Here is a 15,678-nt window from a genome sequence, read left to right as displayed (position 1 = left end):
CGCGAGCCTTGCTTCCGCATCCGTGCGCGGGGCCTCGTAGGTACTTCCGGCCTTTTGAGCATCCGGCTCCGGCAGGGCCTTGCGGTCCACCTTGCCGTTGGAGTTGAGCGGCAGTGCCTCCAGCACCACCACCGCTCCGGGCACCATGTACTCCGGCAACCGCTGACGCAGGCTCGCCTTCAGTGCCTCCGCTTCCAACGTCGTGCCGGTCTTCGGGGCCACGTACGCCACGAGCCGCTTCTCCGCGCCCTCCCCCTTCGCCACCACCACTGCGTCCTTCACCGACTCCTGTTGACGCAGGGCTGCTTCGACTTCGCCCAGCTCGATGCGGAAGCCTCGCACCTTCACCTGGAAGTCCACTCGGCCCAGGTACTCCAGCACTCCGTCCGCGCGGTACCGCACCCGGTCTCCCGTGCGGTACATCCGGCTGCCTTCCGGGCCGTAGACTTCCGGCAGGAACTTCTCCGCCGTCAGCTCCGGCCTCAGCAGGTAGCCGCGCGCCTGGCCTTCTCCTGCCAGGAACAGCTCTCCCGCGACGCCCACCGGAACCGGCTGCAGGTACTTGTCCAACACGTACGCACGCGTGTTGGTGAGCGGGCGGCCGATGTTCGGCACCTCATTCCGCCCCACCAGCGACCACGTCGAGTACGTCGTGTCTTCCGACGGGCCGTATAGGTTGTACAGCTTGCGCACCGTGGGGATGCCGTAGACGCCCTTCGCCAGCGTCTCGGGCAGTGCCTCGCCAGCGAGATTCACTACGCGCACCGACGGCGGCACGGCGTTCAGCCGCACCAACTGCGCCATCGCCGACGGCACCGTGTTGATGAGCGTCACCTCCGCCTCCGGCTTCTCCTCCGCCAGGTGCAGGGCATTGCGCACCACCACCACGCTGCCGCCTCGCACCAGCGGCGCGAACAGCTCGAACACCGAGAGGTCGAAGTTCAGGCTCGTCGCCGCGAGCACTGCCTTCGTCTCTTCTTCGGTGAACGTCTCCGTTGCCCACGCCAGGAAGGCCACTGCGTTCCGGTGCGTTACCGCCACGCCCTTCGGGCGGCCTGTGCTTCCTGACGTGTAGATGAGATACGCCACGTTCTCCGGGCGCACCTCCGGCGTCGGCGGGCAGCAGGACTCTTCCGCCCACTCATCCTCACGGTCCAGGCACACCGCCTGCGCGCTGAAGGCGGGCAGCGACTCCAAGAGGTGCGAGTGCGCCACCAATGCCGGGCCCTGCGCATCCTCCAGCAGCCAGCCCAGTCGCTCCTTCGGGTAGCTCGGATCCAACGGTACGTAGGCGCCGCCGGCCTTGAGGATGCCCAGCGTCCCCACCACCACGTCCGCCGTGCGCTCCACGCACAGGCCTACTCGCGACTCCGGGCCCACTCCCAGCTTGCGCAACCGGTGCGCCAACTGGTTCGCCTTCGCCTCCACCTCCCGGTACGTCAGCCGCTGCTTGCCGCTCACCACGGCTACAGCATTCGGGGTGCGCTTCGCTTGTGCCTCGAAGAGCTGGGGAATCGTCGCGGCGCGGTCGTACTCCGCCTGCTGCTGGTTCCACGTCACCAGCACCTGCTGACGCTCCGCGTCCGTCAGCATGGGCAGCCGGCCGACTGCCTCCTCCGGCTTCGCCACCACGCCTTCCAACAGCACCCGCAGGTGCTCCGCCATCCGGCGCACCGTCGCTGCTTCGAACAGGTCGGTGCTGTACTCCATCGCGCCCGTCAGTCCGTCTGGCGTCTCCATGAAGAAGAGGCTCAGGTCGAACTTCGACGTCCGGCCTTCGTAGGCCACGGGCTTGAGCGTCAATCCCGGCAGTCGCGTTTCACTCTCAGGCAGGTTCTGGAGCGCCAGGAACACCTGGAACAGCGGCGTGTGACGCCGATCGCGCTCGGGCTGGAGCGCCTCCACCAGCTTCTCGAACGGCACTTCCTGGTGCTCGTATGCGCCCAGCACCGTCTCCCGCACCTGCGTGAGCAGCGCCCGGAAGGACTGGCCTCCATCCACCTGGGCGCGCAGCACCAGCGTGTTGACGAAGAAGCCGATGAGGCCTTCCACCTCCGCGCGCGTGCGGCCCGCGATGGGCGAACCCACGCTGATGTCGTCCTGCCCCGAGTACCTCGACAGCAGGACCTGCCAACCCGCAAGCAGCGCCATGTACAGCGACGCACCTTCCCGCTGGGCCAGCGCCTTGAGGTCCCCCGTCAGCGACCGGGACAGGGGGAAGGAGTACGTCGCTCCCGCGCTGCCACGCACCGGCGGACGGGGATGGTCCGTGGGCAACTCCAGCACCGGCGGCGCGCCAACGAGCTTCCGCTTCCAGTAGTCCACCTCCTGCTGGAGCGTCGCGCCCTGCAACCCGTCGCGCTGCCAGGCCGCGTAGTCCGCGTACTGCACAGGGAGCTCTGGCAGCGGCGACGGACGGCCTTCCGCGAAGGCCGCGTACAGCGCGCCCACCTCCCGGATCAGCACGCCCAGCGACCAGCCGTCCGACACGATGTGATGCATCGTGACGACCAACACGTGCTCCGCGCTTCCCAGCGTCAGCAGGAGTGCCCGGATCAGCGGACCGCGCGACAGGTCGAACGGCTTCAACATCTCCTGCTCAATCCGCTGCCGCGCATCCCCCGAGGACACCTCCACCCGCTCCAGATGCAGGGTCATGTCCGAGTGGATGACCTGGAGGGACTGACCATCCTTCTCCGCGAACGTCGTCCGCAGCGCTTCATGGCGCCGCACCACTTCGCGCAGCGCCCGTTCCAGGACATCCTGGCGTAGCGCTCCCTCCAGCCGCACCGCGACGGGCACGTTGTAGAGCGCGGTGCCCGGTTCCAGTTGGTCGATGAACCACAACCGCTGCTGCGCGAACGACAGCGGCCGGGCGGCATCTCCCAGCCTGCGATCCATCGTGTTCTTGCCAGAGAGCGCGGTCTGCCCCAGCTGACGAGCGAGTGACTCCACCGTGCGCGCTTCGAACAGCGCGCGCAGCGGCAGCTCCGCGCCCGTCTCCGCGCGAACCCGTGACACGACTTGCGTCGCGAGAAGCGAGTGGCCACCCAGCGCGAAGAAGTCGTCCTTCACGCCCACCCGCGGGACGCGCAGCACTTCCGCCCAGATGGCCGCCAGCTTCGCTTCCGTCTCCGTGCGCGGGGCTGCGTAGGTGACGATGGCTGCTGGCGCCTCCGGATCCGGCAGGGCTTTGCGGTCCACCTTGCCGTTGGAGTTGAGCGGCAGTGCCTCCAGCACCACCACCGCTCCGGGCACCATGTACTCTGGCAACCGTTGGCGCAGATTTGCCTTCAGCGCCTCCGCTTCCAACGTCGCGCCTGCCTTCGGCGCCACGTACGCCACGAGCCGCTTCTCCGCGCCCTCCCCCTTCGCCACCACCACCGCTTCCTTCACCGTCTCCTGCTGGCGCAGCGCGGACTCCACTTCGCCCAGCTCGATGCGGAAGCCTCGCACCTTCACCTGGAAGTCCACTCGGCCCAGGTACTCCAGCACTCCGTCCGCGCGGTACCGCACCCGGTCTCCCGTGCGGTACATGCGGCTGCCTTCGGGGCCGTACACCTCCGGCAGGAACTTCTCCGCCGTCAGCTCCGGCCTCAGCAGGTAGCCGCGCGCCTGGCCTTCGCCTGCCAGGAACAACTCTCCCGCTACGCCCGCCGGTACCGGCTGCAGGTACTTGTCCAGCACGTACGCCCGCGTGTTGGTGAGCGGCCGGCCGATGTTCGGCACCTCTGCGCGCCCCACCAGTGACCACGTCGAGTACGTCGTGTCTTCCGACGGGCCGTACAGGTTGTGCAGCTTGCGCACCGTCGGCACCGCGTACACGGCCTTCGCCAACGTCTCCGGCAACGCTTCACCGGCGAGGTTGATGACCTGCACTGACGGCGGCACCGCGTTGAGCCGCACCAACTGCGCCATCGCCGACGGCACCGTGTTGATGAGCGTCACCTCCGCCTCTGGCTTCTCCTCCGCCAGGTGCAGGGCGTTGCGCACCACCACCACGCTGCCGCCTCGCACCAGCGGCGCGAACAGCTCGAACACCGAGAGGTCGAAGTTCAGGCTCGTCGCCGCGAGCACTGCCTTCGTCTCCTCCTCCGTGAACGTCTCCGTTGCCCACGCCAGGAAGGCCACTGCGTTCCGGTGCGTTACCGCCACGCCCTTCGGGCGGCCTGTGCTTCCTGACGTGTAGATGAGATACGCCACGTTCTCCGGGCGCACCTCCGGCGTCGGCGGGCAGCAGGACTCTTCCGCCCACTCCTCCTCACGGTCCAGGCACACCGCCTTCGCGCTGAAGGCGGGCAGCGACTCCAGCAGGTGCGAGTGCGCCACCAACGCTGGGCCCTGTGCGTCCTCCAGCAGCCAGCCCAGTCGCTCCTTCGGATAGCTCGGATCCAACGGCACGTACGCGCCGCCGGCCTTGAGGATGCCCAGCGTGCCCACCACCACGTCCGCCGTGCGCTCTACGCACAGGCCCACTCGCGACTCGGGGCCCACTCCCAGCGTGCGCAGCCGGTGCGCCAACTGGTTCGCCTTCGCCTCCACCTCCCGGTACGTCAGCCGCTGCTTGCCGCTCACCACGGCTACAGCATTCGGGGTGCGCTTCGCTTGTGCCTCGAAGAGCAGGGGAATCGTCGCGGCGCGGTCGTACTCCGCCTGCTGCTGGTTCCACGTCACCAGCACCTGCTGGCGCTCCGCGTCCGTCAGCATGGGCAACCGGCCGACTGCCTCCTCCGGCTTCGCCACCACGCCTTCCAACAGCACTCGCAGGTGCTCCACCATCCGGCGCACCGTCGCCGCTTCGAACAGGTCGGTGCTGTACTCCACCGCTCCGCTCAAGCCCTGCGGCGTCTCCGTGAAGAAGATACTCACGTCGAACTTCGACGTACGGAGCTCCAGCTCCAAGGGCTTCATCGTCAGCCCGGGCAGGCGCGCCTCTCCCTCGGGCGTGTTCTGCAACGCGAGCAGTGACTGAAACAGCGGCGTGTGACTCAGGCTGCGCTCGGGCTGCAGCGCTTCCACCAGTTTTTCGAACGGCACGTCCTGGTGCTCGTAGGCCTCCAGCACCGTGCCTTTCACCTGCGTCAGCAACTCACGGAACGACTTCTCTCCGTCCACCTGCGCGCGCAGCACCAGCGTGTTGACGAAGAAGCCAATGAGCCCTTCCAGCTCCGCTCTCGTCCGGCCCGCGATGGGCGAACCCACGCTGATGTCCGACTGCCCGCTGTAGCGCGACAGCAGCGCCTGCCACGCCGCCAGCAGCACCATGTACAGCGATGCACCCTCGCGCTGCGCCAGCGCCTTCAGTCCCTGCTCCAGCGATGACGGCAGAACAAAGGAATGGATCGCACCCGCGTTGCCTCGCACCGCCGGACGCGGATGGTCCGTGGGCAACTCCAGGACTGGCGGCGTCCCGGCGAGCTTCCCCCTCCAGAAGTCCACCTCCTTCTGGAGCGTCTCGCCCTGCAACCAGCCACGCTGCCACACCGCATAGCCCGCGTACTGCAACGACAGCTCCGGCAGCGGCGACGGACGCCCTTCCGTGAAGGCCGCGTACAACGCGCCCACTTCGCGGATCAGCACGCCGAGCGACCAGCCGTCCGACACGATGTGGTGCATCGTGATGAGCAGCACGTGCTCGGCGGCTCCCAGTTTCAACAGGCTCGCCCGGATGAGCGGCCCCCTGTACAGGTCGAAGGGCTCCGCCAACTCCAATCCGAGCCGGCGCCGGACTTCCGCCTCCCGCTGCTCGCCGTCCAACGCCCCCAGGTCGATCTGCACCATGGAGAGGCGGACTTCGTCGGCATGGATGCGCTGGACGGGCTGCCCCTCGTGCAGCTCGAACGTCGTGCGGAGGGATTCGTGGCGCCGGACGATTTCACGCAGGGCCCAGTCCAGGGCTCCCACGTCCAGCTCGCCTTCCAGGCGCACCGCGACGGGCACGTTGTAGAGCGCCGAGCCCGGCTCCAACTGGTCGATGAACCACAGGCGCTGCTGCGCGAATGACAGCGGCGACGGCCCAGCGTTCGCGATCGACCCCAGCGCCACGGGCAGCGGACGCTCGGCCGTCTCCAGCCGTCGGGCCAGGGCTTCAAGCGTCGGAGCCTCGAACAGAGTCCGCAGTGGCAGCTCCGCGCCCAGCTCCTTCCGGATCCGCGACACCACCTGGGTCGCCAGCAGCGAGTGCCCACCCAGCGCGAAGAAGTTGTCCCTCACCCCGACCCGCGGGACGCGCAGCACTTCCGCCCAGATGGCCGCCAGCTTCTGCTCCGACTCCGTGCGAGGCGCTTCGTACTCGTGCTCCGAAGCAGCCGCTTCGATTTCAGGTAGCGCCTTGCGGTCCACCTTGCCGTTGGCCGTGAGCGGCAGCGCTTCCAACACGCCCATCGCCGACGGCACCATGTACTCCGGCAACCGCTGCCGCAGGTCCGCGTCCACTGCCTTCGGATCGATGTTCTGTCCCGGCTTCGCCACGAGCCACGCGACGAGCCGCTTGTCTCCGCCGACGTCGCGCACCACCGCCGCGGCTTCCGCCACGCCCGGATGCTGGAGGAGGGCCGCCTCCACCTCGCCCAGCTCGATTCGGAAGCCTCGCACCTTCACCTGGAAGTCGGTGCGCCCCAGGAACTCCAGCGTCCCGTCTTCCTTCCAGCGCGCCTTGTCTCCCGTGCGGTACAGCCGCGCGCCGGGTTCCGTGCTGAACGCGTTCGGAACGAAGCGCTCCGCCGTCAGGTCCGTACGGTTCAGGTAGCCCCACGCCAGGCCTTCGCCGCCGACGTACAGCTCTCCCGGCACGCCCACTCCGGCCACGCCGCCGTACCCGTCCAACACGTACGCCGTCGAGTTTCCAATCGGCTTGCCGATGGGCACTGAAGCCATGACGGCCGAGTCACGCGTGAGCGCGTGCGTCGCGGAGAACGTCGTGTTCTCCGTCGGGCCGTACCCGTTCACCAGCACCGCGCCTTCCGGCAAGTGCTTCAAGTGCTCGCGCACTCGCTGGGCTGGCAACACGTCGCCGCCCGCGAGGACCTGCGACACTTCCGCCAGCGCGTCCATCTGGTGCAGCGCCATCTGCTCGTACAGCGCGGCGGTCAGCCACAGCGTGCTGATGCGCTCCTTGCGCAGCAGCGCGCCCAGCTCCTCCAGCGTCTGTGCGTGCGGCGGCGCCAACACCAACTTCGCTCCGTGCAGCAGTGCGCCCCACAGCTCCAGCGTCGACGCGTCGAAGGCCACCGGCGCCAGTTGCAGCCAGACCTCCTCCGGCCCGAAGCGCAGGAAGTCGTTGCCCACCACCAGCCGCGTGATGCCCCGGTGCGGCACGCTCACGCCCTTCGGGCGGCCGGTGCTTCCCGACGTGAACATCACGTACGCCAGGTCGTCCGCGCTCACTTCTCCCTGCGGCGCCGACGTCGGCTGGTGTGCGATCTCGCTCCATGCGGTGTCCAGCAGCAGCGGCGTGCCCGCGCTCGCCGGCAGCTTCTCCACCAGCGACCGCTGCGTCAGCGTCACGCCCACGCCCGCATCCCCCAGCAGCAGCGCGATGCGCTCCGCCGGGTAGTTGCGGTCCACCGGGACGTATACGCCCCCGGCCTTCAGGATGGCCAGCAGCCCCGCCACCATCTCCAGCGAGCGCTCCACGTACACGCCCACCCGCGTGCCGCGCTTCACGCCCTGGCTCCGCAGGTGGTGCGCCAGCTGGTTCGCCTTCGCGTCCAGCTCGCCGTAAGTCAGCGTGCCGCCCCCTTCCGCGAGCTTCAGCGCCACCACGTCCGGCGTCCGCTTCGCCTGTGCCTCGAAGCGGGCGTGCACCGACATGTCACGGGAGGACTGCGTGGCCGTCGGGTTCCACGTCAGCAGCACCTGCTGGCGCTCCGCCTCCGTCAGCATGGGCAGCCGGCCCACTGCCTCCTCCGGCTTCGCCACCACGCCTTCCAGCAGCACCCGCAGGTGCTCCGCCATCCGGCGCACCGTCGCTGCTTCGAACAACTCGGTGCTGTACTCCACCGCTCCACTCAAGCCCTGCGCCGTCTCCGTGAAGAAGATGCTCACGTCGAACTTCGACGTGCGGATCTCCAGCTCCAGGGGCTTCATCGTCAGCCCGGGCAGGCGCGCCTCTCCTTCGGGCGTGTTCTGCAATGCCAGCAGTGACTGGAACAGCGGCGTGTGACTCAGGCTGCGCTCGGGCTGCAGCGCCTCCACCAGTTTTTCGAACGGCACGTCCTGGTGCTCGTAGGCCTCCAACACCGTGCCCCGCACCTGCGTCAGCAACTCACGGAAGGACTTCTCACCGTCCACCTGCGCATGCAGCACCAGCGTGTTGACGAAGAAGCCGATGAGTCCTTCCAGCTCCGCCCGCGTCCGCCCCGCGATGGGCGAACCCACGCTGATGTCCGTCTGTCCGCTGTAGCGCGACAGCAGCATCTGCCACGCCGCCAGCAGCACCATGTACAGCGATGCGCCCTCGCGCTGCGCCAGCGCCTTCAGCCCCTGCTCCAGCGACGACGGCAGCACGAATGAATGAACCGCTCCCGCGTTGCCTCGCACCGCCGGACGCGGATGGTCCGTCGGCAACTCCAGGACGGGCGGCGTCCCAGCGAGCTTCCCCCTCCAGAAGTCCACCTCCTTCTGGAGCGTCTCTCCCTGCAACCAACCGCGCTGCCACGCCGCGTAGCCCGCGTACTGCAACGACAGCTCTGGCAGGGGCGACGGACGCCCTTCCGTGAAGGCCGCGTACAACGCCCCCACTTCACGGATCAGCACTCCCAGCGACCAGCCATCCGACACGATGTGGTGCATCGTGATGAACAGCACGTGCTCGGTGGCTCCCAGCTTCAGCAGGCTCGCCCGGATGAGCGGCCCCTTTTGCAGGTCGAAGGGCTCCGCCAACTCCACTCTGAGCCGGCGCCGGACCTCCGCCTCCCGCTGCTCGCTGTCGATTCCCTCCAGGTCGACGTCCGCCACCGGCAGGCGCGCGTGGGGATGGATTCGCTGCACGGGCTGGCCCTCGTGCAGCTCGAACGTCGTGCGGAGGGACTCGTGCCGCCGGACGATTTCGTCCAGGGCTCGCACGAGCGCTCCCCGCTTCAAGGTACCTCGCAGCCGGACCGCGACGGGCACGTTGTAGATCGCGCTTCCCGGTTCCATCTGGTCGATGAACCACAGGCGCTGCTGCGCGAATGACAGGGGCGGCGCTTCATCACTCGCGGCGGACTTCAGTGCCGTGGACTGGTGACTCGCGGCCGTTCCCAGCCGCTCGGCCAGGACTTCCAGCACGGGTGCCTCGAAGAGGACCCGCAGCGAGATCTCCACTCCGAACTCCGAGCGGATCCGCGACACCACCTGCGTCGCCAGCAGCGAGTGGCCACCGAGCGAGAAGAAGTTGTCCCTCAGCCCCACCCATGGAACCCGCAGGACCTCCGCCCAGATGGCCGCCAGCTTCTTCTCCACCTCCGTGCGCGGCGCTTCGAAGGCGGTGCCTGCCTCCTGCGCTTCCAGCGCCATGAGCGCCTTGCGGTCCACCTTGCCGTTGGCCGTGAGCGGCAGCGCTTCCAACACGCCCATCGCCGACGGCACCATGTACTCCGGCAACCGCTGCCGCAGCTCCGCTTCCACTGCCTTCGGATCGATGTTCTGCCCCGGCTTCGCCACGAGCCACGCGACCAGCCGCTTGTCCCCGCCGACGTCGCGCACCACCGCCGCGGCTTCCGCCACGTCCGGATGCTGGAGCAGGGCCGCTTCCACCTCGCCCAGCTCGATTCGGAAACCACGCACCTTCACCTGGAAGTCGGTGCGCCCCAGAAACTCCAGCGTCCCGTCTTCCTTCCAGCGCGCCTTGTCTCCCGTGCGGTACAGCCGAGCACCAGGCTCCGTGCTGAACGCGTTCGGAACGAAGCGCTCCGCCGTCAGGTCCGTACGGTTGAGGTAGCCCCACGCCAGGCCTTCGCCGCCCACGAACAGCTCACCCGGTACGCCTACTCCGGCCACGTCACCGTGCGGCTCCAGCACGTACGCCGTCGAGTTCCCAATCGGCTTGCCGATGGGCACCGAAGCGGTGAGCTCCGTGTCGCGTGTGAGAGCGTGCGTCGCGGAGAACGTCGTGTTCTCCGTCGGGCCGTACCCATTCACCAGCATCGCGCCTTGTGGCAGGCGCTTCAGGTGCTCGCGCACGCGCTGCGCCGGCAGCACGTCGCCACCCGCCAGCACTCGCGAGACCTCGGCCAGAGCGTCCACCTGGTGCAGCGCCATCTGCTCGTACAGCGCGGCGGTGAGCCACAGCGTGCTGATGCGCTCCTTTCGCAGCAGCGCGCCCAACTCCTCCAGCGCCAACGCGTGCGGCGGCGCCAGCACCAACTTCGCTCCGTGCAGCAGCGCGCCCCACAGCTCCAGCGTCGAGGCGTCGAAGGCCACCGGCGCCAGTTGCAGCCAGACCTCCTCCGGTCCGAAGCGCAGGAAGTCGTTGCCCACCACCAGCCGCGTGATGCCCCGGTGCGGCACGCTCACGCCCTTTGGGCGGCCCGTGCTTCCCGACGTGAACATCACGTACGCCAGGTCTTCGGCGCTGACCTCCACCCGCGGCGCAGTCTCCGGATGCCGGGCCGCTTCGGCCCACACCGTGTCCAGCAGCAGCGGCGTGCCCGCGCTCGTCGGCAGCTTCTCCACCAGCGACCGCTGCGTCAGCGTCACGCCTACGCCCGCATCTCCCAACAGCAGCGCGATGCGCTCCGCAGGGTAGTTGCGGTCCACCGGCACGTACGCGCCTCCCGCCTTCAGGATGGCCAGCAGCCCCGCCACCATCTCCAGCGAGCGCTCCACGTACACGCCCACCCGCGTGCCGCGCTTCACTCCCTGGCTCCGCAGGTGATGCGCCAGCTGGTTCGCCTTCGCGTCCAGCTCGGCGTACGTCAACGTCCGCCCGTCATGCACCTGGATCGCCACCGCGTCCGGCGTCTTCCGGGCCTGTTCGGAGAACAGCGCGTGCACCGGCGTGGTGCCCACGGCCTCCGCCGCCATGCGGTTGCCACCGTCGAGGATCCGCTGCCGCTCTTCCGCGTCCACCATCGGCAGCCGGGACACAGCGGCCTCCGGACGCGACATCGCAGCATCCAGCAGCACCCTCAGGTGCTCCACCATCCGGCGCACCGTCGCGGCGTCGTACAGCTCGGTGCTGTATTCGACCGAGCCCCTCAGCCCTTCGCCCTCTTCCACGAAGAAGACGCTCAGGTCGAACTTCGACGTGCGGCTCTCCATCATCAGCGGCTTGAGCGCCATGCCCGGCAGCCCCAGGTCGCCCTGCGGCACGTTCTGGAGCGCTAGCAGCGTCTGGAACAGCGGCGTGTGGCTCAGGCTGCGCTCCGGATGCAGCGCCTCCACCAGCTTCTCGAACGGCACGTCCTGGTGCTCGTAGGCCTCCAGCACCGTGCCTCGCACCTGCTTCAGCAACTCGCGGAAGGACGTCTCCCCTTCCACCCGCGCGCGCATCACCAGCGTGTTGACGAAGAAGCCGATGAGCCCTTCCAGCTCCGCTCTCGTCCGGCCCGCGATGGGCGAACCCACGCTGATGTCCGTCTGCCCTGAGTAGCGGGACAGCAGCACCTGCCAGCCCGCCAGCAGCACCATGTACAGCGATGCGCCCTCACGCTGCGCCAGCGCACGAAGACGCTGCGTCAGCGAGGGGGACCACTGGAAGAAGTGCATCGTGCCCGCGTTGCCCCGCACCGCCGGACGCGGACGGTCCGTGGGCAACTCCAGGGCGGAGGGCGCTCCCGCGAGCCGGCCCTTCCAGAAGGACACCTCGCGTTCGAGCGCGTCTCCCTGAAGCCAGCCGCGCTGCCACGCCGCGTAGTCCGCGTACTGGAGCGGCAACTCCGGCAGCGAGGAGGGCTGGCCCTGCACGAACGCCGCGTACAGCGCACCGATCTCCCGCACGAGCACGCCCAACGACCAACCATCCGAGATGGCATGGTGCATCGTGAGCGCGAGCAGGTGGTCGTGCTCCTCCAGCCGCACCAACTGCGCGCGGACCAGCGGCCCTCGCGACAGGTCGAAGGACCGCAGCCCCTGCGCCATCACCCAGCGGCGGGCCTCCTCCTCCCGCTCGCCCGCTTCGACGCCGCGCAGGTCCTCCACCTCCAGCGGCATCGCCGAGGGCGGATGCACCACCTGCACCGGCGCGCCTTCATGTGACGTGAACGTCGTGCGGAGCGCTTCGTGACGGCGCACCAGTGCATCCAGCGCGCTCTGGAGCACCGCGACGTCCAGCGCCCCCTCCAGACGGACCGCCAGTGGGACGTTGTAGACCGGGCTGCCCGGCTCCAGCTGGTCGATGAACCACAGGCGCTGCTGCGCGAACGACAACGGCAGGGGCTGCTCGCGCGAGACTGGCACCAGCGGCGGAGCGACGGAGCGGGTAGCACGCTCCAGGCGGAGCGCCAGGGCCTCCAGGGTGGCGGACTCGAACAGCTCCCTCAGCGGCAGCTCCACGCCGAACCCGGCGCGGATCCGCGAGACCACCTGCGTCGCCAGCAGCGAGTGACCGCCCAGCTCGAAGAAGTTGTCCGTCACGCCCACCTGGGGCACGCGCAGCACCTGCGCCCAGATGGCCGCCAGCTTCGCTTCGGTCTCCGTGCGAGGCGCCTCGAAGACCTTCTCCGAGCGCGGGGCCTCCGGCTCGGGCAGCGCCTTGCGATCCACCTTGCCGTTCGCGCTGAGGGGCAGCGCGTCCAGCGACATCAGGGCCGTGGGCACCATGTACTCCGGCAGCCGCTGCCGCAGGTGCGCCTTGAGCTCCGCCGCGTCGAGCGTCCGCTCCGGCTTCGCGACCGCGTACCCCACCAACTGCTTGTCCGCGCCCTGCCCCCGCGCCACCACCGTGGCTTCCGCCACGTCCGGATGCTGGAGGAGCGCGGCTTCGATTTCGCCCAGCTCGATGCGGAAGCCACGCACCTTCACCTGGAAGTCGGTGCGCCCCAGGAACTCCAGCGTACCGTCCTCCCTCCACCGGGCCTTGTCGCCCGTGCGGTACAGGCGCGCGCCAGCCTCCGTGCTGAAGGGATGAGGGACGAAGCGTTCGGCCGTCAGGTCCGCGCGGTTGAGGTAGCCCCACGCGAGGCCTTCGCCGCCCACGTGCAGCTCACCCGGGACGCCCACGCCCGCCACGTCTCCGTGCGCGTCCAGCACGTACGTCGTCGAGTTTCCAATCGGCTTGCCGATGGACACCGCCCCATCGAGCACCGTCCGACCCGTCATCGTGTGCGTGGTGGAGAACGTGGTGTTCTCCGTGGGGCCGTACGCATTCACCAGCACCGCGCCTTCCGGCAGCCGCGCCAGGTGCTCCCTTGCGCGCGGGAGCGGCATCACGTCACCGCCCGTCAGCACCTGCGACACGCCCGCCAGCGCGTCGCCCTGGTGAAGCGCCATCTGCTCGTACAGCGCCGTCGTCAGCCACAGGACGCTGACGCGCTCCTGCTTCACCAGCGCGCTCAACTCTTCCAGCGTCAGGGCGTGCGGCGGCGCCAGCACCAGCTTCGCCCCGTGCAGCAGCGCGCCCCACAGCTCCAGCGTCGACGCGTCGAAGGCCACTGGCCCCGTCTGCGACCAGATGGCATCTGGCCCGAAGCGCATGAAGTCGTTGCCCAACACCAGGCGGGTGATGCCCCGGTGGGGAACGCACACGCCCTTCGGCCGGCCCGTGCTGCCTGACGTGAAGATGATGTACGCGAGGTCCTCGCCGCCCACCTCCACGTCCGGTGCCGTCTCCGGTTCACGGCGGATGGACTCCCACGCCGCGTCCACGCAGAGGGGCTTGCCCGCTCCGGCCGGCAGCTTCTCCACCAGCGACTGCTGCGTCAGCGTCACTTCGACGCCCGCGTCCTCCAGCAGCAGTGCGATGCGGTCCGCCGGGTAGTTGCGGTCCACCGGCACGTACGCGCCGCCCGCCTTCAGGATGCCGAGCAGCCCGACCACCATCTCCCACGAGCGATCCACGTACACGCCCACCCGCGTGCCACGCTTCACTCCGAGCCCGCGCAGGTGGTTCGCCAGCTGGTTCGCCTTCGCGTCCAGCTCGCCGTACGTCAGCGTCCGGCCATCCACGCCCTGCACCACCGCCACCCGGTCCGGCGACTTGCGCGCCTGCTCCGCGAAGAGCGCGTGCACCGGCCGCTCCCGCGGATAGGCCGCCTGCGTCCGGTTCCAGTCCACGGCCAACACGTGACGCTCGGCGGCCTTCACCATGGGCAGCCGCGCCACGGGCATCGCCGGGTGGGCCACGGCGGACTCCAGCAGGCCGCGCAGGTGCTCCACCATCCGCGCGACGGTGGCGGCGTGGAAGAGGTCGGTGTCGTACTCCACGTAGCCGCTCAGGTTCCCTTCCGCCTCCGTGAGCTGAAGGAGCAGGTCGAACTTGGCGGTCTGGGTGTCCACCTCCATCGCGTTGAGCTTCAGGCCCTGCACCGCGACCGGGCCTCGCGGCGCGTTCTGCAGCGCGAACATCGCCTGGAAGAACGGCGTGCGCCCCGAGTCACGCTCCGGCTGCAGCGCCTCCACCAGCTTCTCGAAGGGCACGTCCTGGTGGTCCGTCGCGCCCACCATCGTCTCGCGCAGCTGGCGCACCAGCCCCTGGAACGACAGCTCCGGCGTGAGGCGCGCGCGCAGCACCAGCGTGTTGACGAACATGCCGATGAGGCCTTCGAGCTCCGAGCGGGTCCGGCCCGCCATGGGAGAGCCCACGCTCACGTCGTCCTGCCCGGTGTAGCGCGACAGCAGCGACTGCCACCCGGCCAGGAGCACCATGAACAGCGTCGCGCCCTCCCTCTGCGCCAGCGCCCGGAGCGAGTCCGTCAACTCACGCGGCCACTGGATGGGCGTGCGCGCGCCCCGGAAGCCACGCGTCGCGGGCCGGGGCTTGTCCGTCGTCAGCTCCAGCGCGGGCGGCGCGCCCGACAACTGCTCACGCCAGTACGCCAGCTGCCGCTCCAACGCCGCGCCCTGCAACGTCTCCCGCTGCCAGGCCGCGTAGTCCGCGTACTGCACGGCCAGCTCCGGCAATGGCGACGGCTGGCCCTGCAGGAACATGGCGTAGAGCACCGCCACCTCGCGCACGAGCACGCCCAGCGACCACCCGTCCGACACGATGTGGTGCATCGCCACCAGCATCAGGTGGTCCGCGTCCCCCAGCTTCACCAGCAGCGCGCGCATCAGCGGCCCCGTGGCGAGGTCGAACGGGCGCAGCGCTCCTTCCCGCACCCGGCGCCAGGCTTCGCCCTCCCGCGCCTCCGCCGCGAACGCGCTCACGTCCGTGCGCTCCAGCTCCAGCACGGGCGCGTCCGCGAAGTGCTGCACCGGCCCGCTGTCTGCGCCCTGGAAGGTCGTGCGCAGCGACTCGTGGCGCCGCACCACCTCGAGCAGCGAGCGCTCCAGCACGGGCACGTCCACCGCGCCTTCCAGCCGCACCGCCACGGGCACGTTGTAGAGCGGGCTGCCCGGCGCCAGCTGGTCCATGAACCACAGCCGCTGCTGCGCGAAGGACAGCTCCGCCGGCCGCGAGCGGTCCCTCAGCGGGAACGCCGCCCGCGCCGGAGTCCCCGCCGCCTGCTTCTGCGCGGCCATCTTCTTCAGCAGCTCCGCGCGCTTCTCCGGCGACAGATTCGCGATCCGCTTCGACAAATCACCGCTGCTGCTCAT

General features: G+C 69.3%; 1 protein-coding gene (cut by a window edge). It reads right to left on the bottom strand.

Translation table 11 applies throughout. The features are described from left to right. On the bottom strand, nt 1–15,678 hold the 5' portion of the coding sequence (locus tag GTZ93_RS19085) for a non-ribosomal peptide synthetase (RefSeq protein ID WP_161662915.1). 13,548 nt of this gene lie to the left of the window's left edge; only the first 15,678 of its 29,226 coding nucleotides appear in the window; the start codon lies at nt 15,676–15,678; its stop codon lies beyond the left edge, outside the window.

Origin of the sequence: Corallococcus exiguus, assembly GCF_009909105.1 — a bacterium.
GTDB classification, from domain to species: domain Bacteria; phylum Myxococcota; class Myxococcia; order Myxococcales; family Myxococcaceae; genus Corallococcus; species Corallococcus exiguus.
This window is presented reverse-complemented; position numbering and strand designations above follow the sequence as displayed.